Origin of the sequence: Bacillus sp. FSL K6-4563, assembly GCF_038630405.1 — a bacterium.
GTDB classification, from domain to species: Bacteria; Bacillota; Bacilli; order Bacillales; family Bacillaceae; genus Bacillus; species Bacillus pumilus.
Window position 1 is genome coordinate 2,767,457 of the sequence record NZ_CP152030.1, and the last position, 24,263, is coordinate 2,791,719.

Sequence of the window (24,263 nt, forward strand, 5' to 3'; positions counted from 1 at the left end):
TAGATGGTGGACCTTGTAGGACTCGAACCTACGACCGGACGGTTATGAGCCGTCTGCTCTAACCAACTGAGCTAAAGGTCCTTTATAGCGGCGGAGGGGATCGAACCCCCGACCTCACGGGTATGAACCGTACGCTCTAGCCAGCTGAGCTACACCGCCATGATCAAAATAATCTTTTAAAAGTGGAGCCTAGCGGGATCGAACCGCTGACCTCCTGCGTGCAAGGCAGGCGCTCTCCCAGCTGAGCTAAGGCCCCATAAAAGATGGTCGGGAAGACAGGATTCGAACCTGCGACCCCTTGGTCCCAAACCAAGTGCTCTACCAAGCTGAGCTACTTCCCGATCTTAATGGCGCGCCCGAGAGGAGTCGAACCCCTAACCTTTTGATCCGTAGTCAAACGCTCTATCCAATTGAGCTACGGGCGCTTATTTTATAATGCCGAGGGCCGGACTTGAACCGGCACGGTAGTCACCTACCGCAGGATTTTAAGTCCTGTGTGTCTGCCAATTCCACCACCCCGGCGTGGATGGTATAAGCGGAAGACGGGATTCGAACCCGCGACCCCCACCTTGGCAAGGTGGTGTTCTACCACTGAACTACTTCCGCATTACAGGATTTCTTTATTTTATTTGGCAATGCGGGTGAAGGGACTTGAACCCCCACGTCATAAAGACACTAGATCCTAAGTCTAGCGCGTCTGCCAATTCCGCCACACCCGCATGAAACATGGTGAGCCATGAAGGACTCGAACCTTCGACCCTCTGATTAAAAGTCAGATGCTCTACCAACTGAGCTAATGGCTCGCTTTAAAAGCGACTTGTCTATCTTACCATATGAAACTGGTGCCGGCAAGAGGACTTGAACCCCCAACCTACTGATTACAAGTCAGTTGCTCTACCAGTTGAGCTACACCGGCTTTATCTATCCTAACATTATGTAAGAATAAATATGGTGGAGGATGACGGGCTCGAACCGCCGACCCTCTGCTTGTAAGGCAGATGCTCTCCCAGCTGAGCTAATCCTCCACTATGTAGGAATCTCTCGATCCGACAAAGATTATTATATACAGGTTTTCATCATTTGTAAAGGCTATATTAAAAAAATTTTATTTCAATTTTCATTACGTATTTCTTTTAACAAATGACCTTTATTTCCTCTATTCAAACAGCGTGATCTAACGTTCATCACTTAAACTTCTCCACTCTATATTCTCTTTAAAAACGGGCAATTCCTTTATAAATATGAACATCTCACATTAGATACAGTATGTCCGAAATGGAATTATCTACTAATAACGATATAGAGCTCTTCTATCATTTATTAATCTAACTCTCTACTGGTTTAACTGAAACGCTCGATCTCTTTTGTTTTAATGTGTTTCACATGCTTGTAAATGAGTTAGAGTGTCGAAACGTTCATCAAACAAGTGCAATCAGCAGCATATTTTCTCAAGAAGCACAAAAAAGACCAGTTCCGTATGGAACTGATCCTTATACAAGCTTGGCGGCGTCCTACTCTCACAGGGGGAGACCCCCAACTACCATCGGCGCTGAAGAGCTTAACTTCCGTGTTCGGTATGGGAACGGGTGTGACCTCTTCGCTATCGCCACCAAACCTGATGGAGAGAATGTTCTCTCAAAACTAGATAACAATGTTCAAACTTCACATTAGAATATAGGTTAAGTCCTCGATCTATTAGTATCTGTCAGCTCCACGTGTCACCACGCTTCCACCTCAGACCTATCAACCTGATCATCTTTCAGGGATCTTACTTCCTTGCGGAATGGGAAATCTCATCTTGAGGGGGGCTTCATGCTTAGATGCTTTCAGCACTTATCCCGTCCGCACATAGCTACCCAGCGATGCCCTTGGCAGAACAACTGGTACACCAGCGGTGCGTCCATCCCGGTCCTCTCGTACTAAGGACAGCTCCTCTCAAATTTCCTGCGCCCGCGACGGATAGGGACCGAACTGTCTCACGACGTTCTGAACCCAGCTCGCGTACCGCTTTAATGGGCGAACAGCCCAACCCTTGGGACCGACTACAGCCCCAGGATGCGATGAGCCGACATCGAGGTGCCAAACCTCCCCGTCGATGTGGACTCTTGGGGGAGATAAGCCTGTTATCCCCGGGGTAGCTTTTATCCGTTGAGCGATGGCCCTTCCATGCGGAACCACCGGATCACTAAGCCCGACTTTCGTCCCTGCTCGACTTGTAGGTCTCGCAGTCAAGCTCCCTTGTGCCTTTACACTCTGCGAATGATTTCCAACCATTCTGAGGGAACCTTTGGGCGCCTCCGTTACATTTTAGGAGGCGACCGCCCCAGTCAAACTGCCCACCTGACACTGTCTCCCTGCCCGATAAGGGCAGCGGGTTAGAAGGTCAATACAGCCAGGGTAGTATCCCACCGATGCCTCCACCGAAGCTAGCGCTCCGGTTTCCAAGGCTCCTACCTATCCTGTACAAGCTGTACCAACATTCAATATCAGGCTGCAGTAAAGCTCCACGGGGTCTTTCCGTCCTGTCGCGGGTAACCTGCATCTTCACAGGTACTATAATTTCACCGAGTCTCTCGTTGAGACAGTGCCCAGATCGTTGCGCCTTTCGTGCGGGTCGGAACTTACCCGACAAGGAATTTCGCTACCTTAGGACCGTTATAGTTACGGCCGCCGTTTACTGGGGCTTCAATTCGCACCTTCGCTTACGCTAAGCGCTCCTCTTAACCTTCCAGCACCGGGCAGGCGTCAGCCCCTATACTTCGCCTTACGGCTTCGCAGAGACCTGTGTTTTTGCTAAACAGTCGCCTGGGCCTATTCACTGCGGCTTCTCGGGGCTTTAACACCCTAAGAAGCACCCCTTCTCCCGAAGTTACGGGGTCATTTTGCCGAGTTCCTTAACGAGAGTTCTCTCGATCACCTTAGGATTCTCTCCTCGCCTACCTGTGTCGGTTTGCGGTACGGGCACCTCTCACCTCGCTAGAGGCTTTTCTTGGCAGTGTGGAATCAGGAACTTCGCTACTAAATTTCGCTCGCCATCACAGCTCAGCCTTCACGGGAAACGGATTTGCCTATTTCCCAGCCTAACTGCTTGGACGCGGATATCCAATACCGCGCTTACCCTATCCTCCTGCGTCCCCCCATTGCTCAAATGGTGAGGAGGTGGTACAGGAATATCAACCTGTTGTCCATCGCCTACGCCTTTCGGCCTCGGCTTAGGTCCCGACTAACCCTGAGCGGACGAGCCTTCCTCAGGAAACCTTAGGCATTCGGTGGACGGGATTCTCACCCGTCTTTCGCTACTCATACCGGCATTCTCACTTCTAAGCGCTCCACCAGTCCTTCCGGTCTGACTTCACAGCACTTAGAACGCTCTCCTACCACTGTTCGTAAGAACAGTCCGCAGCTTCGGTGATACGTTTAGCCCCGGTACATTTTCGGCGCAGAGTCACTCGACCAGTGAGCTATTACGCACTCTTTAAATGGTGGCTGCTTCTAAGCCAACATCCTGGTTGTCTAAGCAACTCCACATCCTTTTCCACTTAACGTATACTTTGGGACCTTAGCTGGCGGTCTGGGCTGTTTCCCTTTCGACTACGGATCTTATCACTCGCAGTCTGACTCCCAAGGATAAGTCATCGGCATTCGGAGTTTGACTGAATTCGGTAACCCGGTAGGGGCCCCTAGTCCAATCAGTGCTCTACCTCCGAGACTCTTACCTTGAGGCTAGCCCTAAAGCTATTTCGGAGAGAACCAGCTATCTCCAGGTTCGATTGGCATTTCACCCCTACCCACACCTCATCCCCGCACTTTTCAACGTGCGTGGGTTCGGGCCTCCATTCAGTGTTACCTGAACTTCACCCTGGACATGGGTAGATCACCTGGTTTCGGGTCTACGACCACGTACTCATGCGCCCTATTCAGACTCGCTTTCGCTGCGGCTCCGCATCTTCTGCTTAACCTTGCACGGGATCGTAACTCGCCGGTTCATTCTACAAAAGGCACGCCATCACCCTTTAACGGGCTCTGACTACTTGTAGGCACACGGTTTCAGGATCTATTTCACTCCCCTTCCGGGGTGCTTTTCACCTTTCCCTCACGGTACTGGTTCACTATCGGTCACTAGGGAGTATTTAGCCTTGGGAGATGGTCCTCCCGGATTCCGACGGAATTTCACGTGTTCCGCCGTACTCAGGATCCACTCTGGAGAGAACAACATTTCAGTTACAGGGCTGTTACCTTCTTTGGCGGGCCTTTCCAGACCTCTTCGCTTATATCGTTCCTTTGTAACTCCGTATAGAGTGTCCTACAACCCCAAGAGGCAAGCCTCTTGGTTTGGGCTGTTCCCGTTTCGCTCGCCGCTACTCAGGGAATCGCATTTGCTTTCTCTTCCTCCGGGTACTTAGATGTTTCAGTTCCCCGGGTATGCCTTCTCATACTCTATGTATTCAAGTATGGATACTACTCCATTACGAGCAGTGGGTTTCCCCATTCGGAAATCTCCGGATCAAAGCTTGCTTACAGCTCCCCGAAGCATATCGGTGTTCGTCCCGTCCTTCATCGGCTCCTAGTGCCAAGGCATCCACCGTGCGCCCTTTCTAACTTAACCATTTCTTACTTTAGAAAGAATCACTATGTGTGATGAACTTTGCATTGCATTCAATGTGAATGTATTACTTATTGTTATCTAGTTTTCAAAGAACAATCCTGTCTCGCTAGAGACATGTCTTGAAGGAATGATCCTTCAAAACTAAACAAGACGAAAACGCACACTGCTCCATATATCCTTAGAAAGGAGGTGATCCAGCCGCACCTTCCGATACGGCTACCTTGTTACGACTTCACCCCAATCATCTGCCCCACCTTCGGCGGCTGGCTCCATAAAGGTTACCTCACCGACTTCGGGTGTTGCAAACTCTCGTGGTGTGACGGGCGGTGTGTACAAGGCCCGGGAACGTATTCACCGCGGCATGCTGATCCGCGATTACTAGCGATTCCAGCTTCACGCAGTCGAGTTGCAGACTGCGATCCGAACTGAGAACAGATTTATGGGATTGGCTAAACCTTGCGGTCTCGCAGCCCTTTGTTCTGTCCATTGTAGCACGTGTGTAGCCCAGGTCATAAGGGGCATGATGATTTGACGTCATCCCCACCTTCCTCCGGTTTGTCACCGGCAGTCACCTTAGAGTGCCCAACTAAATGCTGGCAACTAAGATCAAGGGTTGCGCTCGTTGCGGGACTTAACCCAACATCTCACGACACGAGCTGACGACAACCATGCACCACCTGTCACTCTGTCCCCGAAGGGAAAGCCCTATCTCTAGGGTTGTCAGAGGATGTCAAGACCTGGTAAGGTTCTTCGCGTTGCTTCGAATTAAACCACATGCTCCACCGCTTGTGCGGGCCCCCGTCAATTCCTTTGAGTTTCAGTCTTGCGACCGTACTCCCCAGGCGGAGTGCTTAATGCGTTAGCTGCAGCACTAAGGGGCGGAAACCCCCTAACACTTAGCACTCATCGTTTACGGCGTGGACTACCAGGGTATCTAATCCTGTTCGCTCCCCACGCTTTCGCTCCTCAGCGTCAGTTACAGACCAGAGAGTCGCCTTCGCCACTGGTGTTCCTCCACATCTCTACGCATTTCACCGCTACACGTGGAATTCCACTCTCCTCTTCTGCACTCAAGTTTCCCAGTTTCCAATGACCCTCCCCGGTTGAGCCGGGGGCTTTCACATCAGACTTAAGAAACCGCCTGCGAGCCCTTTACGCCCAATAATTCCGGACAACGCTTGCCACCTACGTATTACCGCGGCTGCTGGCACGTAGTTAGCCGTGGCTTTCTGGTTAGGTACCGTCAAGGTGCGAGCAGTTACTCTCGCACTTGTTCTTCCCTAACAACAGAGCTTTACGATCCGAAAACCTTCATCACTCACGCGGCGTTGCTCCGTCAGACTTTCGTCCATTGCGGAAGATTCCCTACTGCTGCCTCCCGTAGGAGTCTGGGCCGTGTCTCAGTCCCAGTGTGGCCGATCACCCTCTCAGGTCGGCTACGCATCGTCGCCTTGGTGAGCCATTACCCCACCAACTAGCTAATGCGCCGCGGGTCCATCTGTAAGTGACAGCCGAAACCGTCTTTCATCCTTGAACCATGCGGTTCAAGGAACTATCCGGTATTAGCTCCGGTTTCCCGGAGTTATCCCAGTCTTACAGGCAGGTTACCCACGTGTTACTCACCCGTCCGCCGCTAACATCCGGGAGCAAGCTCCCTTCTGTCCGCTCGACTTGCATGTATTAGGCACGCCGCCAGCGTTCGTCCTGAGCCAGGATCAAACTCTCCGAGGTATGCAGGATGCATATCACACATGCGTTGCTACACGATGTAGCGAACTTAGCATGTGATCATTTCCTGCCTCGTCAGCGTTTGACTGACTACCTATGATGTTTCATAGGATTTTTTTATAAAAACTCGAATTAACAGGTACGTTTTGTCTTGTTTAGTTTTCAAAGATCATCTTCGCCGTCTCTCAGAGGCGACTTTATTAATATAACATTCTATCAAGATAAAGTCAACAACTTTTTTCTTTATGTTATTTAATAACCGCGCTGTTTTAGCGGCGAATACAAATATAACACCTTTTGAGAAAGGAAACAAGTATTTTTTCTAAATAATTTATTTTTTCTTATCTCTTCCTATATAATCATACAAAAATTAATTGTCACAGGAATTCTCTATTGTTGATCCTGAAGGTCTTTAGTATATTTATAATAGAAGAAAACTAAATAACCGCAGGGGGAGCTTTGTGCTGAGAGTGAACACTCGTTGTTCTGACCCTTTGAACCTGTCAGTTAATACTGAAGTAGGAATGTGGATTCAATTGAATACATGTGGTGTATTCAACTCGATATGTTTTTCTATGAATAACATACTCATCCTTACACGGTCTCTCCTTGCTCAATTCATGAAAAGGGAGATTTTTTTATGCAGCAATCAAATCAATTGGTACGACTGATGGAAATCGCAATTATGACTTCACTTGCACTAGTATTAGATTACTTATCAGGTCTCTTTTTAAGAATGCCGAACGGCGGATCTCTTGCGCTGATTATGATACCCGTCATTCTTATGTCTATTAGATGGGGAATATCAACCGGGTTTATCATTGGTGTGCTTATTGCAGGCCTTCAACTGATGAATGGCCCTATTATCGCTACACCAGTTCAAGGATTTCTCGATTATTTCGTCGCATCTGTTGTCATTTCCCTAAGCGGCCTCTTTTCTGGATTGATTAAAAAAACCATTCAGGACCAAAAGCGAAAGCAGCAATTCATCTATATTACCTTATCCGTATTTGTTGCAAGTTTCTTTAGACTGTTGACGTTCTTTATTTCTGGTGTTGTTTTCTTTTCTCAGTATGCACCAAAAGGAACACCGGGTTGGGTTTACTCTTTAATTTATAACAGCACATATATGGTTCCTTCATTTATTATTTGCAGTATCGTTCTTTGCATACTCATACCAAGTGCATCTCGTTTGGTTTTTCCTCACAAAAAATAACTGGCTGATTTCAGCTGGTTATTTTTTTATGCATAAATTGCCGCTCTATGGAATCTATTAATAGTAGAAGATTTCATGTTGGAGGTACGCCAATGAACCCTTACTCCATTATGCTGTGCTGTTATATTCTCAGTCTTGCTTATTTTTTGGCAGGTTTCTATGAAGCTTTAAAGATAGCAGGAATAAAAGGAAAAGTAGAAGCTTCTCCTCTTATCTCTTATATGCTTTTAGCTATGCTTTTCACTTTTTTCTCTCATTATTATTGGAAGCTGACGATTTAATTCGGTGTAGATGGTCATTTAATACAGGCAGCTCCCACCCATACCCTATTTCATCATGCTTCTCGCCAGCCAGCTCGAACTGGCTGGTAACGACAAAATGAGGTTGAAGCTTTTGATAAAAATGCTTTGCCGAATTTTGTTCAAATACCCACAGCATGATATTCTGATACCCTTTCTCTATTAAATAGCTCACTCCTTCTGTAATTAAAGCGATACCTGCTCCTGATTTCTGTTTCTCTTGCAATAAATAGATCGCATAAAGTTCTCCATCATATGTTGGATAGCGCTCATCACGTTGTTTTCCAAAAGAAGCAAAACCAAATACCCCCTCGTCATCTTCTGCGACAAACGTCCCTTGAAGTGACCTTCTTCTCCAGCTCTCTTCTCGATCTTCTATATTTAAACCATCCAAATAATCCTGATTAATAATGCCTTGATAAGTCGTCTGCCAGCTCTTCACATGTATTTCGGCAATTTTAGGAATATCTTTTTGTACAGCATGTCTCACCTTCATCCGCGCCACTCCTTCTCACTGTTTTCATCCTATCTTTATTATGATAAATTCCTATTTCCTAAAATTCAATCAATAAAGGATATTCGTTGACATTTTGTCAACACACCTTTATATTGGGTACGACTTCTTCTATAGAAGAGTTGATACATCATACAAAGGATGGCGTAAAATGGATTCTAAAACAACTGAGCTTGGGTCTCTCTTAAAGGAAAGATTGCAACAACGTTCTTTATCTTTAAGAGAGCTCAGCACATACACAGAAATTGATAAAGCGACACTGTCTCGAATCATGAATGGAAAAAGAAAACCAACTTTGAATCATCTGCAGCGGCTTTCAGATTCTCTGAACCTATCATTAGATCAACTATTAGCTGCTTCAGGGTTTCCAATCAAAAACGAAAAGGTACATAGTGATACGTTCATACAAACGGTCGTAGAGATCGAAAAAACACTGAAAGATGAGGAGGTCTACGACGGTACATTTAGTCAGACCAAATTGAAACAAAAGCTAAACGAATATGAGACCTATAGCCAAACAAACGAGGGAAAAGAAACGATCTCGGCAAAGTTTGAGAAAAAGATGGAATCGGTAAACGGCGCCGGGCCATTCCTTCAGCATTTGAAAGACATGTACAGCTTATTTATGACCGGACGAGGTACTTCTCGAGAATTAATGATGATGGGGAGCGCACTCCTTTATTTCATTATGCCTGTTGACTTAATACCAGATTTTATTTTTCCGATCGGCTATATTGATGATGCTGCGGCTGTGAAAATCGTCATAGACCAGCTGACAAATAGGTAGCAGGACAAGACGCTATGAAAAAACAGTACAGCATTGACTTCGTACTTTTACTCACTGTGATTTGTTTATTTGTCATCAGCCTAATAGCTGTATATAGCGGATCAGGACAGTATGAATCGCAGGATATGTTTTATTTCGTCAAAAGACAAATTTTCTGGTATATCGTCGGTTTCGGTCTTATGGCCGCTGCTGCATACTTTGATTATGAACTTCTTGAGCGTTTATCTTTTCGGTTATTTACAGGTGGTATTTTTCTCATTATTCTTGTGCACTTTTTCGGAACGAGTCAAAACGGATCCCAAAGATGGATCAGCTTCGGTTCAATCAAAATTCAGCCATCAGAGTTCATGAAAATTTTTGTGATCCTGCTACTAGCGGCTGTCTTGAACCAATACAAGCATCAGCGATTTTCGTTTAAAGAAAGTATCATTCCTACAAGTAAAGTCGTTTGCTGGACCGTTGTCCCTTTTTTCCTCATCTTAATTCAGCCTGATTTAGGGACAGCGCTCGTGATATTATCTATCGCCTTTACACTGATGCTTGTGTCAGGAATTTCTAGCAAGATGATGGCCGCATTAATGGCTTCTTTTATTGCACTTCTTTCATTTTTGGTCTACTTACACAACGAACACTTTGAGCATTTCACAAAAATCATTAAGCCACATCAGCTTGATCGCATTTATGGCTGGCTCTCCCCCGATGAATTTGATTCAACATACGGGTATCAGCTGAAACAATCGATGCTCGGTATTGGATCAGGTCAATTATCAGGAAGCGGTTTTACAAAGGGGCATCAAGTACAAGGCGGTAATATCCCCGAAGCGCATACTGATTTTATATTTGCCGTCATTGGTGAAGAGTTTGGTTTTATCGGCGCCTCCCTTTTGATGTGTTTGTACTTAATGATGATTTACCGAATCATTCATGTGGCTATGCATGCTAATACGCTTTATGGTTTGTACATATGTGCAGGAGTCGTTGGGCTGATCGTGTTTCAAGTTTTCCAAAACGTAGGGATGACAATCGGTTTAATGCCTGTGACAGGACTCGCGCTTCCTTTTATCAGCTATGGAGGCAGTGCGCTACTCACTAACATGATCGCCATTGGCCTCGTGTTTAGTGTCAATATCAGGTCATCATCCTATATGTTTGGAGACAACTGGAATTGAAGATGATGGCATTCCTTCTATCTCATCTCAAAAGAGTCGACCTCGTTCTTGTTGGAACGATTGTGTTCCTCTGCTTATTTGGTTTACTGATGGTGTACAGTGCAAGTTATCCTTTAGGAGAAGTGAAGTATGAGAAGGGTAGCTATTTCTTTATCAAACAATGGCAATGGCTCCTGATTGGGGGATTCTTTTTTTTCATTGCCGCTCTTTTCCCTTATCAGATTTATCGTAAATGGATGAAATGGCTTGTCATGCTGTCATTGCTATGTCTCATCCTAGTCCTGATTCCTGGAATTGGTGTTGTCAAAAACAATTCACAGCGGTGGATTCAGCTGGGCTCTCTTATGCTCCAACCTTCTGAAGCTGTGAAACTAGTGATGGTGATCTATTTTGCCTATGTGTACGCGAATAAACAGGCGTACATTACATCTTTTAAAAAAGGCGTACTGCCGCCACTCATCCTTTTAAGTCTTGTTTTTTTATTAATCTTAAAGCAGCCTGATTTAGGCACAGCTGTGTCTATTTTATTAAGCTGTGGCATCATTTTATTATGCGCTGGGTTGAAAACGCGCCATCTCATTTTGCTAGGATCGACTGCCGTAGCATGTATCACTTTTTTTGCAGTGACTGCTCCTTACCGTTTGAAGCGGCTGACTTCTTTTCGTGATCCTTTTCAGTATGAAGATGGGGATGGCTATCAGCTGATTCATTCGTATCTCGCAATGAATTCCGGCGGGCTGATAGGGAATGGCTTAGGCGGGAGTATTCAAAAGCTAGGCTTTCTTCCCGAAGCGCATACGGATTTTATTATGGCCATTATCAGTGAAGAGCTGGGCATTATGGGGATTTTGATTGTGATAGGTGCATATCTATTCATCATGTATCGCGCAATGCGAATTGTGCAGGCTTTACATGACCCTTTTGGAAAACTGTTAACGATTGGGCTTACGTTTCAAATCATGCTCCAAGCAGTCTTTAATTTAGGCGCTGTCTTTGGTCTTCTTCCGATCACAGGCATTCCGCTTCCTTTCATTAGTTATGGTGGCTCCTCCCTAGTGTTCATGATGATATCTGCTGGTATTCTCGTAAATCTTTCTTCATATGTAAAAAGGAGCCCATATCGGGCACATGCCAAATAGACACCTTCTGATGGAAGGTGTCTCAGCGTGTAGACAAACCCTCGCATTCGTTGTCAGGTCTGCGCGCTGGTGCTCACGAATGTTCAATTCGCTCCGCGCCAGTGCTCGACCCTTCCTAGACTTCAAAGGTTTTCTATCACGCTGAATTGATTTTATTCTTCTATTTGAGTATCAGCGATCTCTTTTTTTCTTGGCTGTTTGATTTCATTCGTTAGTTCCTGAATGCTTTGCTTCACATTACCTTTGCCGGAAAAGTTCTCAATAATTTCTTTGACATCAATTCCAGAGGATGCTTTCAGGCTTTCTTGCAGACTGGACATAAGGTTTGTAGCATAGCCAGTGACTTTATTGGCACCGCTGCCTTCTCCGTTACCTCCCGTATCCACAACCGTAATTTTATCAATGTTAGAAAGTGGTGCAGATACTTGCTTCGCATATTCAGGAAGCATTTTCACAATCATATCAAGAATCGCTGCCTGACCATACTGTTCGAATGCTTCAGCGATTTTCTCTTTCGCTTCGGCTTCCGCAAGTCCTTTCAGTCTAATGACTTCTGCCTCTGTTTCCCCTTTTGCACGATCAGCTTCCGCTTTGGCAAGCCCGTCAATTCGGACTTTCTCAGCTTCTGCTTTTGCCATTGCTTCAATGCTGTATTTCTTGGCATCTGCTTCAGCGAGGCGTTTCGCTTTTTCCGCTGCAGCTGACTGCTCAACCGCATAACGATCCGCATCTGCTTTCTTTTTCACTTCAGAATCGTATTGACGCTCACGACGCTGGATCTCTTTTTCTTCTAATTCAATTTGCTTCTGACGTTCAATGATTTTTACTTGCATTTCTTGTTCAGTTACGTGCTGACGGTTACGTGCTGTTTCAAGATCGTACGCTTGGTCGGCACTTGCTTTTGCTGTATCTTGTTCACGTCTGAATTCTGCTCTTTTCAGCTCATTGATCTTTTCTGCTTCAGCGATTTCAGTGGCACGCTCAAGCTCAGATTTCTTCGCATCTTTATCTGCTTCTGCACGTTTGATACGTGTTTCTTTATCTGCTTCTGCTGTTGCAATATCTGCATCGCGTTTCACTTGGGCAATTCTAGGTTTACCTAGTGATTCTAAATAGCCATTTTTATCACGGACATCTTTGATTGTAAACGATACAATGACAAGACCCATTTTCGCTAGATCTTGAGAAGCGACACGCTGTACTTCTTGAGAAAATTTCTCTCTGTTTTTATAAATCTCTTCAACTGTCATTGACCCTAAAATGGAGCGAAGGTGTCCTTCTAAAACTTCTCTCGCTTCGTTTTCGCGGTCTTCTTTTGTTTTACCTAAAAATTGCTCTGCAGCAGTAGCAATTTCTTCAATCGATCCGCCGATTTTAATGATGGCTGTTCCGTCCGCCATGACTGGTACACCTTGTTCAGTATAGACTTCAGGTGTTGAAACATCTAGCTTGCTAGATAGTAAGCTGAGCGGCTCTGCTTGTTGAAAAACAGGGAGTACAAAGGTACCTCCGCCTCTTACAATCTTAATCTTGTTTCCACCTTCATCCACGTGGACATTTTTACTTCCGAGGTAACTTCCTGTGACGATTAACGCTTCATCTGGACCTGCAGTCCGGTATTTCGAAACAAATACACCAATAAGTGCAATCAGAATCACAAGCACAATTCCAATGATTATCAAAATGGTTGTTCCTGGCATAGCATTCCCTCCTAGATTTCTTCATTTGGTATAACTGATAAGACGCCTTTGTTCACTTCGACGACCAGTACCCGAGTTCCATATGGAATCTCCTCTTCGTCGAAGCTGACGGCAGGCTTTGAGATTTTCCCGCTATTACTAATTAACAGCACTTCTCCAAACCCGTCTTTTGGAACAGATACAATGATCTCCCCAGTTCTTCCTTTTAAGTCGGCCTCCGTATATGAGAGAGATTCTTCAGCAGAGGAAAGCGGGACTAAGACAAATACATTCAAACAGGTCACAAGAACCACTGCGAGGATGGCAGATAAGACTGCGCCAAGTCCACTTCCTACAATTGCTGTTTTTTCAGAGATAAACCCTCCAGCCGAGAAAAAGGTAAGAAATGCGAGGATTAATGTTGGTTGAAGGAATGGAACAGGAATCGCTTCAAACAATCCATCAAATACATCGCCGAAAAAGACGAAAACAAGTGTCAGGATTCCTGATATCATCAATATGTATAAATACAGCGTCTGAAGTGGCAGCCCGAACACATCCATCTTCCTCACCCTTTCTTCATGAAATGAACAGCCTTTGTTTCATTTAGACCATGCTCACCTCCAATGTATTCCTTCTAACAGGTAATACGAACCACTTTTGTAAAGGTTTCAAATTTCCTCACAATTCTTCATAGGAATTCGCCGATAGCTCAAGAATGATTGTCATGTACCAGTGTGTTAAAATTTGATCTTGAGGTGATGAAAATGAGTTTATTACATGATGCAAGACAAGAATTGTGGCAAGAGCTACAAGGTTTGAACGAAGAGCAATTGAATCAAAAATTATCTGATGATACTTGGAGTATTCAAGAGGTGGCAGATCATTTAAAGAAGATGGACCTCGTGGCAGCAAAACATCTAGCTGCTGAGGGAAAAAAAGCACCGATCAAAGAATATGAGCCAAAGCCGGTGGAAATGGCAGAGGATCGTTCTAGAAAAGCGACTGCGCCTAGTATTGTTGAGCCTGAGCGCAAGCATGTGACACCTACACATTTAAAAGATGAACTCGATACAGCCCGTGAGCAGCTCAATCAAATTCTATCAACGTTTACTGAGGATGATTTCAAACGCGTCATTGCACACCCTGTGTTTGAAGAGTTATCGCTTAAGCAATATCTTGATTTTATCGGCGCACACGAAAAACGCCATATCCATCAAATCAAAGAAATTAAAGAACAGCTATAAGACATAAAAAAGACTCCCTTTTGGGAGCCTTTTTTCATTGTTACACTGTTTTAGGTGTTAGATCAAAACAGCGAGCATAAATCCAGTTGTACGCTTTTTCGTTTAGATCTCTTGGGTTTCCAATTGTTTGCGGATCTTTCATTGCTTCTTTAGATAAACGGTCAATCATATCTTTTGATACACCTTGTTCTTCTAATGAAGGAACTTCTAGGTCTTCCACTAAATCATACATCCAGTTCACTGCTGCTTTTGCGGCTTCCTCTGTTGACATTCGGCTAATATCAATTCCAAATGCTTGCGCAATACGAGCAAATTTTTCGGGATACCCTTTCCAGTTATACTCCATCACCGGTCCCATCATTGCTGCGACACACTGACCATGCGCTACAGGAATAATGCCTCCGAGTGTTTGACTCATCGCATGTGCAGCTCCAGCTGATTCGCTTCCATAAGAAAGCCCGGCAAGCATTGCAGCTTGTGCCATTCCATACCTGGCTTCTAAGTCCTCACCATCGGCAAAGGCACGGCGAATATAATGAGCTGCATATTCAATGGCCATGAGCGCGACCGCATCTGTAATAGGCTGAGCAAATTTCATTGTATAGCATTCAATGGCGTGTGCAAGTGCATCAATTCCAGTCATTGCCGTCACATGAGGCGGCATGGATACATGTAGCTTTGGATCAATGACTGTGAGGTGAGCTGCAATGAGCGGGCCACCTGTGTTGAATTTGAATTCTCTTTCTTCATCTGTAATCACTGCCCACTGCGTGACTTCTGAACCTGTACCAGCTGTTGTCGGAATAGTGGTTAAAGGCGGGATTCTGTTTTCAAGCGGTTTTTTCCCCTCTGCCGCTTCGTAATCAAGGACTGAGCCTTCATGCGTCGCTTCTACACCGATCGCCTTCGCTGTATCCATTGAGCTTCCGCCGCCTACTGCAACTAATCCATTACAGCCTTCTTTTTCATATAACGCAGAGCCTTCATTCACTAAACGGACTGGCGGGTTTGGCTCTACTTTATCAAATAGCACCACATCGATTTGCGATTCTTTTAATGAAGCAATCACTGGGTCTACCACGCCCGCCAGGTAAATACCTGGGTCTGTTACAAGTAATACTTTTGAGACACCGTATGCTTTTACTTCTTCCCCAACATGTTTCACTGCACCGATGCCATGTTTGATGACAGTCGGAATTTCAAATGTATGGAATTTCTGCATGCTTTCAATTTTCATATTTAATGTCATATAGAATCTCCTCCAAATGTGTGATTTTTATTGAAACCAACGAATCGCTTCAGGTTTTGTATTACGATATACATGCTTCAGTTCCGTATATTCCTCAAGACCGGTGCGTCCTAATTCACGTCCTAGACCTGATTGCTTATATCCACCCCAAGGTGCTTGAGCGAAATAAGGATGGAAGTCATTGATCCAAACTGTGCCTAATCTTAATTGACGAGCGACTCTTTCGGCCTTGCTGATATCAGTAGACCACACGGCTCCTGCTAATCCATAAATCGTATCGTTTGCCAGCTCAATCACTTCTTCCTCTGTACGAAAGGATTCAACTGTCAATACTGGGCCAAAGACTTCTTCCTGGACAATCCGCATCTCTGACGTGCAGCCTGAGAATATCGTTGGCAAGTAGAAGAACCCATTTGAAAGCTCCTCTGCGTCCGGTCTTTTTCCGCCTGTTTCTAATTTGGCGCCTTCATCTAACCCAATGCTGACGTATTTTTCTACTTTTTCTCGATGCTCAGCTGAGATGAGCGGGCCGCTTTGGGTTTCTTCATCAAAGCCGTTGCCTAGCTTGATTTTTTTCGTGCGCTTCACCAGTACTTCTAAAAATTCAGCATGAATGGATTCTTCCACTAGCAAACGTGAACCTGCTGAACACACTTGCCCCGCATGGAAAAACACAGCATTCATTGCCTGGTCAACCGCTACGTCTAAATCAGCATCTTGAAACACAATATTCGGATTTTTCCCGCCGAGCTCAAGGGCGATTTTCTTCACATTCCCACTGGCTCCCTGCATGATTTTCTTACCTGTTTCAATACCGCCTGTAAATGAAATCAAATCGACTTGATCATTCACAGCAAGCTCATCACCAACCGTTGCACCTGGCCCAAGGACTAGGTTCGCAACCCCTGCTGGAATGCCTGCTTCTTCCATGAGTTTGAATACTTTGATCGTGGTGAGTGGTGTAATTTCACTTGGCTTTAATACGATTGTATTCCCCGCCGCTAGAGCAGGAGCGATTTTCCAGCTTGCTTGAAGCAATGGATAGTTCCATGGAGTAATTTGCCCGCATACACCGACAGGCTCTCTGACCAATTCGCTTTTAGAGTTCGGAATTGGCGATGCAATGATTTCCCCGCCATCTTTGTCGGCAAGACCGGCGTAATATTGGAACACGTTCGCAATATCGTCCATGTCTGCTTTGCTTTCCTCTACTGTTTTACCAGTATCAAGCGATTCTAATTTGGCTAGTTCATCAAGATCACGTCTAATCAATTCAGCAATCTTAAACACCATATTTCCTCTTTCAAGTCCAGGCAAGTTTGCCCAGTCACCTTGATCGAAGGCTTTTCTCGCTGCCTTAATGGCTAGCTGCGCGTCATTTCTTGATCCTTCACTGACTGTCGCGATCACTTCTTGATTAAATGGATTAATGATATCCCGCGTGTCGCCACTTTTGGCGCCAACCCATTGTCCATCTATAAATAGTGTTTGACTCATAGAAGGAACCTCCTCTGATTCTTTTCGATAAGTTTGTTAAATAAAAATTTAACGTTTTGAACATAATTAACGTATCATGTTCAAATTTTTCTGTCAAAGGGAGATATGCTTCATTTTCTTTTGACATTTTGCATTCTTTCGTTAACATATAGTCCATAAAGATTTTTTTGAACGTATTGAATTCTCTTAATAGAAAGCAGGGACAGGATGAAAAAGCAGGAACAGCCGCAAGCAGAAGAACGTATTTTAGCTGCTAAAGATCTAGTCATTGATTCCATAGCTGAAACGATGGATCTCTATGGAATTACACGAAGTGCTGGTATTCTCTATGGGACCATGTATTTAAATGAGGAAATGACGCTGGATGAAATGCGTGAAGAGCTGCAAATGAGCAAGCCAAGTATGAGTACAGGTGTGAAAAAGCTTCAAGACATGAATATTGTCAAAAAGACCTTTCACCGAGGACGAAGAAAACATAGCTTTGTTGCTGAAAAAGACTTTTTTAAGTTTTTCATGAACTTCTTTCCACAAAAGTGGGAACGAGAGGTCGAGGTCAATTTAGCGGCGATAGAAGAAGCGCAAGTGCGGCTTCAAGAGGTGGCTCGTGATGATCAGCTGGAGGAACATATTAGAGAGGAAGCGCAGCAGCTCATAGAGCAGCTTGAAAGCTCAAAAGCCTACTATGACTGGCTGAGACGCTTAGCAGACTCTGTTCATTCAGGGGAAATCTTTGACTATATCCCGATTGATCAGAAAGAAAAATAGACGATGTGTGTGCGTTTTAAAGCTTGAATTTTACAGGAGGATTGATTATAATAAATTAAGTCGTAACACATCCCGGGGCATTAGCTCAGCTGGGAGAGCGCTACGCTGGCAGCGTAGAGGTCAGCGGTTCGATCCCGCTATGCTCCATACGAAAAACCATTCTTGAGAAATCAAGGATGGTTTTTTTATGTATATATTTCTTACAGCTCTGTTTGTTCTTTGTTTTTTCTTGAGCCTAATATCTTTATGGTGCGGTACGCGATCACAGAAACATAAGCCGTGATGAGAATGATTGTGTAAGACACAGGATAATCACTCGTCATTCCGTGATAAAAGAAATAGATGAGCAGCACTGACAGCATGATGACTTGGAACAGTTCCTTTTTCATTTTACTCTCCCCTCATGATAGTGATTCGGTCGATTATATCACAAATGATGTCATTTTTTGCTAGCTATCAGCAAGGGAAATTCCATTCACCTGCTGATAGCCCTTTATGAATGATTACTTTTTTAGCAATTGTTCCATTTTGTTCTTCGTCTTCGGACCATAAATCCCGTCTGCCGCTAGACCATTCATGAGCTGGAACCGCTTGACCGCATTCGCTGTTTTTGGTCCATAATAGCCATCAACTCCGTTGTTTTTTGCCCCTTTGTCTGGGTAGAAATAGAGGGAGGATAAGGCTTTTTGCACGGCTATGACTTGTGATCCTTTTGTTAAGGGCTTGGTTATTTTTAAGATGCCAGATGGCAAGATATCTAACTTTTTAGATGTACTTGTTTTAGATTTTATCGAGCCATTTGCTAATAATTTTTCAACAGACTTTGTCTTAATTGGCTTTTCAGAAACTTTATTTGATATAAATGACACCAAGAAAGGTCGTTTACCCGCTTGAAGCTGCGTTAAAGTCAAACTGCCCATCATTTCAAGGTGTGGGTAGTCCTTAAAACTCTTCCAGTCTCCACCCCACGAAAACCCTAGTGATTTTCCGATTTGAGCTACTCGACGCCATTTTTCGTTGACTGTCCAAAGTGCTTTTTTTCCATCCGCACTTAATAGAACGTAATCGATCGCTAAACCATAGTTGTGATTTGATTGACCACCTTTAGCGTTGGTGACAATCTTCCCAGGAGCGGTACGACCTTGAGCGTAAAGCTTGTTTTGTTCTGCAAACGAACGGTAGCCAGAAGTAATCTGAACAAAGATACCTTCTTTATATGCTTGCTTGATCATTTCAATCGCACTTTTTTTTACAACCCTGTGAATGCCGGAACCCATATTTCTAATGGAACGGTCGATAAGAGTTTGCAATCCAATTTTTTCAGCCATGTTCTTTCTTCTCCTTTGATTAGTGTATTGAGCATTAAAAAAAGCCCCTGCTAAGGGACTTAGAAATTTGTATTTTTTTCTTCTGCTTTTGGTTTTAATAAAGATGTTAATTTTTTGATTGTATTATATGGGGAAGTGATGAACCAACTGACTGCCGCAAAAAGATTGGAGCCTAGACAGCTCACAATGATAAATGCTAATGCGAAATAAAAAACAAGTTGAGTATCTCCGCTCCATTCATTCATGAATTCAGTCTTTCTTAATATAAACACAAAAACAGGATGGAACAAGAAAATTCCTAGTGAATAATCCCCCCACTTTGTCAGAATGCTCTTCTTACTATTTACTGCGATAAGAACAAGCAAACATATCCAAGCTGACAAGAGATAATGAAGGAGCATTTTCATTAAATAACTTTCATCATGAGCCAAAAATCGTTTTATTCCAAAGCTGCCACGAAACAGCCATTCTAAGTTTGGTGTGTACTCAATCAATAAAATTGTTAATGATCCCGTTACTATGAGTAACACCTTTGCCATTGAGGGTTTTATAATCTTATAAACAGCATTCAAGCTTTCCTTTGTCATAAAAAAGCCAGCAAAAAAGAAGGGTGCAAATGAAATTGTCCTTTGATAACTAAGAGTGTAAGATGTAAAATTCGGATAAAGCTCTTTCACTGTATTTACGATCACACCTGTGTACTGGCGTGAAATAAAACAGACAATGAATATAATAATAAAGATACTTAATTTCCCTATTAAACTTAGTCTTAACTTTGATAACCCCCAAGCTAGTGCATACCAAAAGAGCATACTTACGATATACCACAAATGAAATTGCGGCTTACCATAATGAAAGGATAGGGTTTTATATTCTCCTATAAAATAAAGAAACCAGTCAAAAAACGACTGAAATATAAAGTATAAAAGAAATAGATTAATCATTTTACTTACTTTCATTCTTTTAGCTAAATACCCACTGATAAAAATAAAAAGTGGCATATGAAAAGCGTAAATAAACACAAAAAGCTGATAATAATTCTGCTTATTGAGTTCTATTAAGTGTCCGAAAACAACTAGAAAAATCAACAAGCCCTTTATATTACTTAATTTTAAATCTTTTTCTAACAACTGGCTTCCCTCCAACTCCAATTTTAGGATATATGAAGAAGGAAGCCAGCGCAACTATACATTTATTTTGTTAGCCCTCTTTGTTTCAGGGTATCTTTTTGTAATTGACCTTTGTAGGTCACATAATTGTTTTTAAACCAAGCGATAATGGCTGTCACCATCGTAAAAATGGTGGAACCTGCTACATATAGTGCCTCACCAGCGGTTTGTACTTGCTCCTCACTAATCGGCAGCACCGTCTGTCCAAACATGACAAGCGTTTGATTGATGAGCGCAATAAAAAGAAGCACTGTGCGAATCACAGTGCCTTTGTCGAATGTCTTCATGATTTTTCCTCCTATTTTAAATTCCGTTCAATTTTGTCGAGCTTGTCGATCACAACATCATATTTCTCACTAAACTTTGCTAACACATCATTTTGCGCCTCGATTTGTGCATTAAGCTTGTTTTCTCGTTCCTTTGTTGTGTTGAGAACATAGAACAGAACCCAGCAAAAGAGAACGGCAAAAGGACCTTGTGTCATTAAGTTTTGGACGACATCTACTTCCATTGGAATCACCTTCTTCCCGAAATAAATTACCCACATTGCACCAATTTGTCCATTTCGGATCTGGATTGTAACTTACTTTTTACCATCTTAATTGAGATAAGGTAACGTAAGCTGTTCCAATAGTGATGGTTCTGCCAGTATTTTTGGGAGTAATATAAAATGTTAACTTATCTCCTGCTTTAAATTTTTGTTGAAGGAACATCACATAGACACTGGATGAAATAACTGGATTCCAATTTCCAAAGCGTTGATATTCTGATCCATTCACGTAGCATGAGATAATACTATCTGATCCAACCGGAATATTCGTACTTGTCAAATAAAGTCTTATTAAATATAAGCCGCTATTTTTCAAAGAAATTTCAGACCGTGAACGATCATATTCGCCCAAATCATCTGATCTTGTATCTCCAAAAAGGAGTTTTGTTGGAATATTTTCAGATGCTACAGTTGTAGAATTATTCTGATCATACGAATCAACAAAAGAAGTATTTGACATATCCTCCACTGTTAATATCCGTTTCCAGCCTCTGAAAATCCCATCTGTATGAGTCGTTCCGTACCAATGACTATTATCATAGCTTCGACTCACATGAAATGTTTTGCGGTTATTTCCCGTTTCTATAATATCTACATTAAACCAAGAAGCATCGGTCGTTGATGGCATATTCACTGCGTTCGTTCCAGAGACATAATAAAAGCCAGATGGCAGTGTTAATATATCTGTACCAGTAGGGATAAGCATTCTATTTCCATTCGCCTTCAATAACGGATGCTCGTTCAACCTCTTCCATCCGCTCCATTCTTGCTGAGTACCAGTAACATCTGTCGTGGATCGATTGATGTACACATCACCAGTATTATTTGCCCCAATAATCCAGCCATAGGTATTTTCACTAAAGACTGATAAGGCTCTCATAGAACTTCTTGTCGGCAAATCAGGATGTGCTTCGTGGATATACCAAGAATGCACGCCTGGTAATTTGATGAGTTTATCCAAAATACTAGGATCGTTTGCATTAATTCTTTCGTATGCTCTTCCATCGTCAGCGGTAATTTTAGATAGTTGTCCTGCGTCCCATTTGTTTTTTTCGTTTTGACTAGGTATTTGCAGCCAATTGATCGCAATGTCATTCACATGATAGGAAAAACAAAATGCATTGCCTGATGTGTCAATCGCGATTCCTACGCCAATATTATTTTGACCCACAAGCTGAAAGCCTCTTAATGCAGCATTACCTATAGCAGGAGAATCGACTACTCCAGAACCACCTGGGGCATAGAAAGAGCAGGCACCTAACGATTTAATTCCGTTATAAATACTGCCGCCAGCTGGAATATTGACCAATTGGGATCCGTTATCATTCGTCATTTTATATAACTGAGATTGATTCCATTTCTTCTTTTCTGTTTCAGATGCGTGTACTCTCGCATCATTTGTATGTTTTAAGAACTGCTCTATTAATCCATGATCATTTTCAAGAAGTACTTTGACCATGTCATTAAACAAATCAGCATGTGCTTTATCATTTACTTCAAAAGGTTTTGGTTGTTTTATTTCCATTCAGTTTTCACTCCCTTGCTTTGATGCTTGGTTCCATTTCTTGTAGCTGCTCTAGAGTGAGCATCCTTTGCTCATATCCTGTTTTTAAATCTTCCATTGAACAATCGCCTAGTTCCACCGCTTGCTTGACCAATTCAGGAGTCACCCATTTAAAATACAACGCCATCACCCAATAATTCATGATTCACGCTCTCCTTTATATAAAAGGATCTCATTTTTTAGCGCTTTTATTTCGTTTGTTAGATGATCACATTGATGTTCAAGCTGTTTTCTCATGAGCTTTTCTTTGGCTACTTCTTGTGCTAGATAATCTAGCGGAAGAGGCGGTTGATACCTTGGATTGATTTGAGATTCGTCCCACCATTCTTTCAATTCTTTTGCCGTTGGCTTTGGCACATCTAGATGCCACTCGTTAATGTAAGAACCGTCTCCATCATTTCTAAGTTCAAAGTCCTTTTGCGGATCCGCATCGGGGTATTTATACTTAATGGCTTCATATAAAATCATAGAATCCTCCTATCCTCTCAGGAAATTTCTGCCGCCTACTTCTGTAATATCAAAATAGTTGTACCAGCCTGAATTTTCAGATACATAACGACTAACATCTCCATCATATCCTGCATACATGTAAATTTCTAAATAATCCCCTTTATTAGCCGGTACATTCGCAGCACCATAAAGTCCCATACTAAAGCTCAACGTATCAGATGGGCTGGTCGGGCTCTGTCTTTGATGTGCAATATTTTTATACCTTTTTCCATTTAAATAGATCGATAATTCAAAGTTTGCGTATCGTTGAAAGGTTTCAATATAAACACCTGCATTCACTGAATACATTCCGTTTTCAGGGCAGATGAAGCGATTATTTTTGATATCAAAATTGTTATGACTGTCTTTTATCTTTCGATTAAAAAGGATTTTTTGATACTCACCTTTGGTTAATAACTGTTTTCCAGTTGTACCTATATTGGCATGACAGAATCCAGAGAGCTTATGCCAGTCGGTCCAACCAGATCCAGTCCACCAATGACGGCACCACGTACCTGTGCTATCAAAATAACTGCCCGCTTCGTTTCCAGTCCCATAGTAATATTGAACAAATCGAAAGTTACTATATTTTTCATTTTTCACAAAGCCAAATCTCGTAGGATATCCGGTATCATTCGCTTGTCCAATATCCATGAACGTAATGCCATTAGGATATTCCTCACCGCTGACTGATGCATCTTGAATGGCTTGATCGCCTGTTAGTTTAAATAAGCTTTCATTTGTGATTCCTTCTATTTGTAGCCTGAGCGCATTGTCATTCTCTACTAGAGTGTCGACCATCCGGTTAAATAAGTTGGCATGTGCTTTGTCAGAGGTTTCAAACGGTAAAGGTGATTTGATGTCCATTTCATTCCCCTCCATTAATAAATATCATCAATCTCAAAAACAAATTCGATGTCGCCGTCTTTTTGTTTGTCTGTCATGGTGCGGATGGCGGTGAATTTGCCGGCTTCGTCGACAAGTGCTAGTTCGTTGATGACTTCTCCTGCAAGTTCTCCTTCGGCGATCGTGCAGGTGTAGCGGATTTTTGCTGGTTCCATGAAGGTAAACGAATCAATCTCTTTTTGGACGAGTTCTTTTTTGAGTTTTTGTTCAGTGCCGTCTAGTGAGATCGGTTTCCCATCCTTCGTCCCACCATTTCCAAATGCCATTTTGACGACTTTTGTGAGTTTTGTTCCCTCGGCTCTTGCCTTTGCCATTTGTTGACGTGCATATAATGTTGTTACGGTTAATTGATCAGCCATTGT

General features: G+C 43.1%; 21 protein-coding genes, 12 tRNA genes, 3 rRNA genes and 1 riboswitch. Of the genes, 7 read left to right on the forward strand and 29 right to left on the reverse strand.

Annotation, left to right across the window (positions count from 1 at the left end):
* Positions 1–4: 4 nt before the first annotated feature.
* The 14 genes from MHH54_RS14045 to MHH54_RS14110 all read right to left on the reverse strand — a co-directional run bounded on the left by MHH54_RS14045 (position 5) and on the right by MHH54_RS14110 (position 6,337).
* Positions 5–81, reverse strand: a tRNA-Ile gene (locus tag MHH54_RS14045).
* A 4-nt stretch (positions 82–85) separates the two neighbouring features.
* Positions 86–159, reverse strand: a tRNA-Met gene (locus tag MHH54_RS14050).
* Between the two features lie 24 nt (positions 160–183).
* Positions 184–256: transfer RNA gene (locus MHH54_RS14055), tRNA-Ala, on the reverse strand.
* An 8-nt stretch (positions 257–264) separates the two neighbouring features.
* A tRNA-Pro gene (locus tag MHH54_RS14060) sits at positions 265–341 on the reverse strand.
* A 7-nt stretch (positions 342–348) separates the two neighbouring features.
* A tRNA-Arg gene (locus MHH54_RS14065) sits at positions 349–425 on the reverse strand.
* A gap of 11 nt (positions 426–436) precedes the next feature.
* Positions 437–522, reverse strand: a tRNA-Leu gene (locus tag MHH54_RS14070).
* 12 nt (positions 523–534) lie between these two features.
* Positions 535–606: transfer RNA gene (locus MHH54_RS14075), tRNA-Gly, on the reverse strand.
* Between the two features lie 30 nt (positions 607–636).
* Positions 637–719: transfer RNA gene (locus MHH54_RS14080), tRNA-Leu, on the reverse strand.
* An 8-nt stretch (positions 720–727) separates the two neighbouring features.
* Positions 728–803 (reverse strand) — tRNA-Lys (locus tag MHH54_RS14085).
* A 37-nt stretch (positions 804–840) separates the two neighbouring features.
* A tRNA-Thr gene (locus MHH54_RS14090) sits at positions 841–916 on the reverse strand.
* Between the two features lie 33 nt (positions 917–949).
* Positions 950–1,025 (reverse strand) — tRNA-Val (locus MHH54_RS14095).
* A 473-nt stretch (positions 1,026–1,498) separates the two neighbouring features.
* Positions 1,499–1,614, reverse strand: a 5S ribosomal RNA gene (rrf, locus tag MHH54_RS14100).
* Between the two features lie 61 nt (positions 1,615–1,675).
* Positions 1,676–4,606: ribosomal RNA gene (locus tag MHH54_RS14105) — 23S ribosomal RNA — on the reverse strand.
* 182 nt (positions 4,607–4,788) lie between these two features.
* Positions 4,789–6,337 (reverse strand): 16S ribosomal RNA (locus MHH54_RS14110).
* The 16S, 23S and 5S rRNA genes sit together here with 11 tRNA genes alongside, the layout of an rRNA operon.
* 437 nt (positions 6,338–6,774) lie before the next feature.
* A riboswitch (TPP riboswitch) is annotated at positions 6,775–6,876 on the forward strand.
* 98 nt (positions 6,877–6,974) lie between these two features.
* On the opposite strand from MHH54_RS14110, the gene thiT reads away from it, so the two are divergent.
* A complete protein-coding gene (gene thiT, locus MHH54_RS14115; protein ID WP_003213462.1) occupies positions 6,975–7,550 on the forward strand; it encodes an energy-coupled thiamine transporter ThiT in 576 nt (191 codons plus the stop codon).
* A 240-nt stretch (positions 7,551–7,790) separates the two neighbouring features.
* On the opposite strand, the gene MHH54_RS14120 is transcribed toward thiT, so the two are convergent.
* Positions 7,791–8,345, reverse strand: coding sequence for a GNAT family N-acetyltransferase (locus MHH54_RS14120; protein WP_342500353.1), 555 nt, complete (start codon positions 8,343–8,345; stop codon positions 7,791–7,793).
* Between the two features lie 169 nt (positions 8,346–8,514).
* Between MHH54_RS14120 and MHH54_RS14125 the strand changes: the two genes are divergently transcribed.
* From MHH54_RS14125 to ftsW, 3 genes are read left to right on the forward strand one after another with little or no spacing between them, the layout of a single operon-like run.
* A complete protein-coding gene (locus MHH54_RS14125) occupies positions 8,515–9,150 on the forward strand; it encodes a DUF1232 domain-containing protein (RefSeq protein ID WP_003212948.1) in 636 nt (211 codons plus the stop codon).
* Positions 9,151–9,164: 14 nt separating this feature from the next.
* Complete coding sequence (gene rodA / locus MHH54_RS14130; RefSeq protein WP_342500354.1) at positions 9,165–10,319, forward strand: rod shape-determining protein RodA; 1,155 nt, start codon at positions 9,165–9,167, stop codon at positions 10,317–10,319.
* Complete coding sequence (ftsW, locus tag MHH54_RS14135; protein ID WP_342500355.1) at positions 10,316–11,458, forward strand: putative lipid II flippase FtsW; 1,143 nt, start codon at positions 10,316–10,318, stop codon at positions 11,456–11,458. Before rodA ends, ftsW begins: the two co-directional genes overlap by 4 nt.
* A gap of 152 nt (positions 11,459–11,610) precedes the next feature.
* Here the strand turns inward: ftsW and MHH54_RS14140 are convergent, their stop codons facing one another.
* Together MHH54_RS14140 and MHH54_RS14145 are read right to left on the reverse strand one after the other, a co-directional pair.
* Positions 11,611–13,158: a flotillin family protein gene (locus MHH54_RS14140; protein WP_003213366.1), complete on the reverse strand. Its 1,548-nt coding sequence runs from the start codon at positions 13,156–13,158 to the stop codon at positions 11,611–11,613.
* A gap of 11 nt (positions 13,159–13,169) precedes the next feature.
* The gene (locus MHH54_RS14145; protein WP_034620073.1) at positions 13,170–13,700 is read right to left on the reverse strand and encodes a hypothetical protein; all 531 of its coding nucleotides are present in this window, start codon (positions 13,698–13,700) and stop codon (positions 13,170–13,172) included.
* 204 nt (positions 13,701–13,904) lie between these two features.
* On the opposite strand from MHH54_RS14145, the gene MHH54_RS14150 reads away from it, so the two are divergent.
* Entirely contained in the window at positions 13,905–14,384 is a 480-nt protein-coding gene (locus MHH54_RS14150; RefSeq protein ID WP_003213650.1) for a DinB family protein, read from the forward strand.
* A gap of 40 nt (positions 14,385–14,424) precedes the next feature.
* Here MHH54_RS14150 and MHH54_RS14155 read toward each other — a convergent pair whose 3' ends face one another.
* Both MHH54_RS14155 and betB read right to left on the reverse strand, forming a co-directional pair.
* Positions 14,425–15,633, reverse strand: a complete 1,209-nt coding sequence (locus MHH54_RS14155) for an iron-containing alcohol dehydrogenase (protein WP_251191351.1) — start codon at positions 15,631–15,633, stop codon at positions 14,425–14,427.
* A gap of 27 nt (positions 15,634–15,660) precedes the next feature.
* Complete coding sequence (betB, locus tag MHH54_RS14160; RefSeq protein WP_342500356.1) at positions 15,661–17,130, reverse strand: betaine-aldehyde dehydrogenase; 1,470 nt, start codon at positions 17,128–17,130, stop codon at positions 15,661–15,663.
* Positions 17,131–17,337: 207 nt separating this feature from the next.
* Here betB and MHH54_RS14165 point away from each other — a divergent pair, with 207 nt between their 5' ends.
* Together MHH54_RS14165 and MHH54_RS14170 are read left to right on the forward strand one after the other, a co-directional pair.
* Positions 17,338–17,895 (forward strand): GbsR/MarR family transcriptional regulator, encoded by a 558-nt coding sequence (locus MHH54_RS14165; protein WP_106029201.1) that lies wholly within the window; start codon positions 17,338–17,340, stop codon positions 17,893–17,895.
* A gap of 74 nt (positions 17,896–17,969) precedes the next feature.
* A tRNA-Ala gene (locus MHH54_RS14170) sits at positions 17,970–18,042 on the forward strand.
* Between the two features lie 53 nt (positions 18,043–18,095).
* Here the strand turns inward: MHH54_RS14170 and MHH54_RS14175 are convergent.
* The 10 genes from MHH54_RS14175 to MHH54_RS14220 all read right to left on the reverse strand — a co-directional run bounded on the left by MHH54_RS14175 (position 18,096) and on the right by MHH54_RS14220 (position 24,260).
* A complete protein-coding gene (locus MHH54_RS14175) occupies positions 18,096–18,284 on the reverse strand; it encodes a hypothetical protein (RefSeq protein WP_106036166.1) in 189 nt (62 codons plus the stop codon).
* Positions 18,285–18,398: 114 nt separating this feature from the next.
* Complete coding sequence (locus MHH54_RS14180) at positions 18,399–19,223, reverse strand: peptidoglycan-binding protein (protein WP_339160391.1); 825 nt, start codon at positions 19,221–19,223, stop codon at positions 18,399–18,401.
* Positions 19,224–19,282: 59 nt separating this feature from the next.
* Complete coding sequence (locus tag MHH54_RS14185; RefSeq protein WP_189286506.1) at positions 19,283–20,353, reverse strand: acyltransferase family protein; 1,071 nt, start codon at positions 20,351–20,353, stop codon at positions 19,283–19,285.
* Between the two features lie 62 nt (positions 20,354–20,415).
* On the reverse strand, positions 20,416–20,679 hold the full coding sequence (locus MHH54_RS14190; RefSeq protein WP_003212734.1) for a phage holin: 264 nt from the start codon (positions 20,677–20,679) through the stop codon (positions 20,416–20,418).
* Positions 20,680–20,690: 11 nt separating this feature from the next.
* Entirely contained in the window at positions 20,691–20,903 is a 213-nt protein-coding gene (locus tag MHH54_RS14195) for a BhlA/UviB family holin-like peptide (RefSeq protein WP_106029229.1), read from the reverse strand.
* A 79-nt stretch (positions 20,904–20,982) separates the two neighbouring features.
* A complete protein-coding gene (locus MHH54_RS14200) occupies positions 20,983–22,467 on the reverse strand; it encodes a hypothetical protein (RefSeq protein WP_223251268.1) in 1,485 nt (494 codons plus the stop codon).
* 7 nt (positions 22,468–22,474) lie between these two features.
* Positions 22,475–22,648, reverse strand: coding sequence for a hypothetical protein (locus MHH54_RS14205; protein ID WP_003212881.1), 174 nt, complete (start codon positions 22,646–22,648; stop codon positions 22,475–22,477).
* Positions 22,645–22,974: an XkdW family protein gene (locus MHH54_RS14210; protein ID WP_003213655.1), complete on the reverse strand. Its 330-nt coding sequence runs from the start codon at positions 22,972–22,974 to the stop codon at positions 22,645–22,647. The genes MHH54_RS14205 and MHH54_RS14210 overlap by 4 nt, the downstream gene beginning before the upstream one ends.
* Before the next feature lie 9 nt (positions 22,975–22,983).
* Positions 22,984–23,862, reverse strand: a complete 879-nt coding sequence (locus MHH54_RS14215; RefSeq protein WP_003213185.1) for a hypothetical protein — start codon at positions 23,860–23,862, stop codon at positions 22,984–22,986.
* Between the two features lie 14 nt (positions 23,863–23,876).
* A complete protein-coding gene (locus MHH54_RS14220; RefSeq protein ID WP_003212666.1) occupies positions 23,877–24,260 on the reverse strand; it encodes a phage tail protein in 384 nt (127 codons plus the stop codon).
* Between the last annotated feature and the right edge of the window lie 3 nt (positions 24,261–24,263).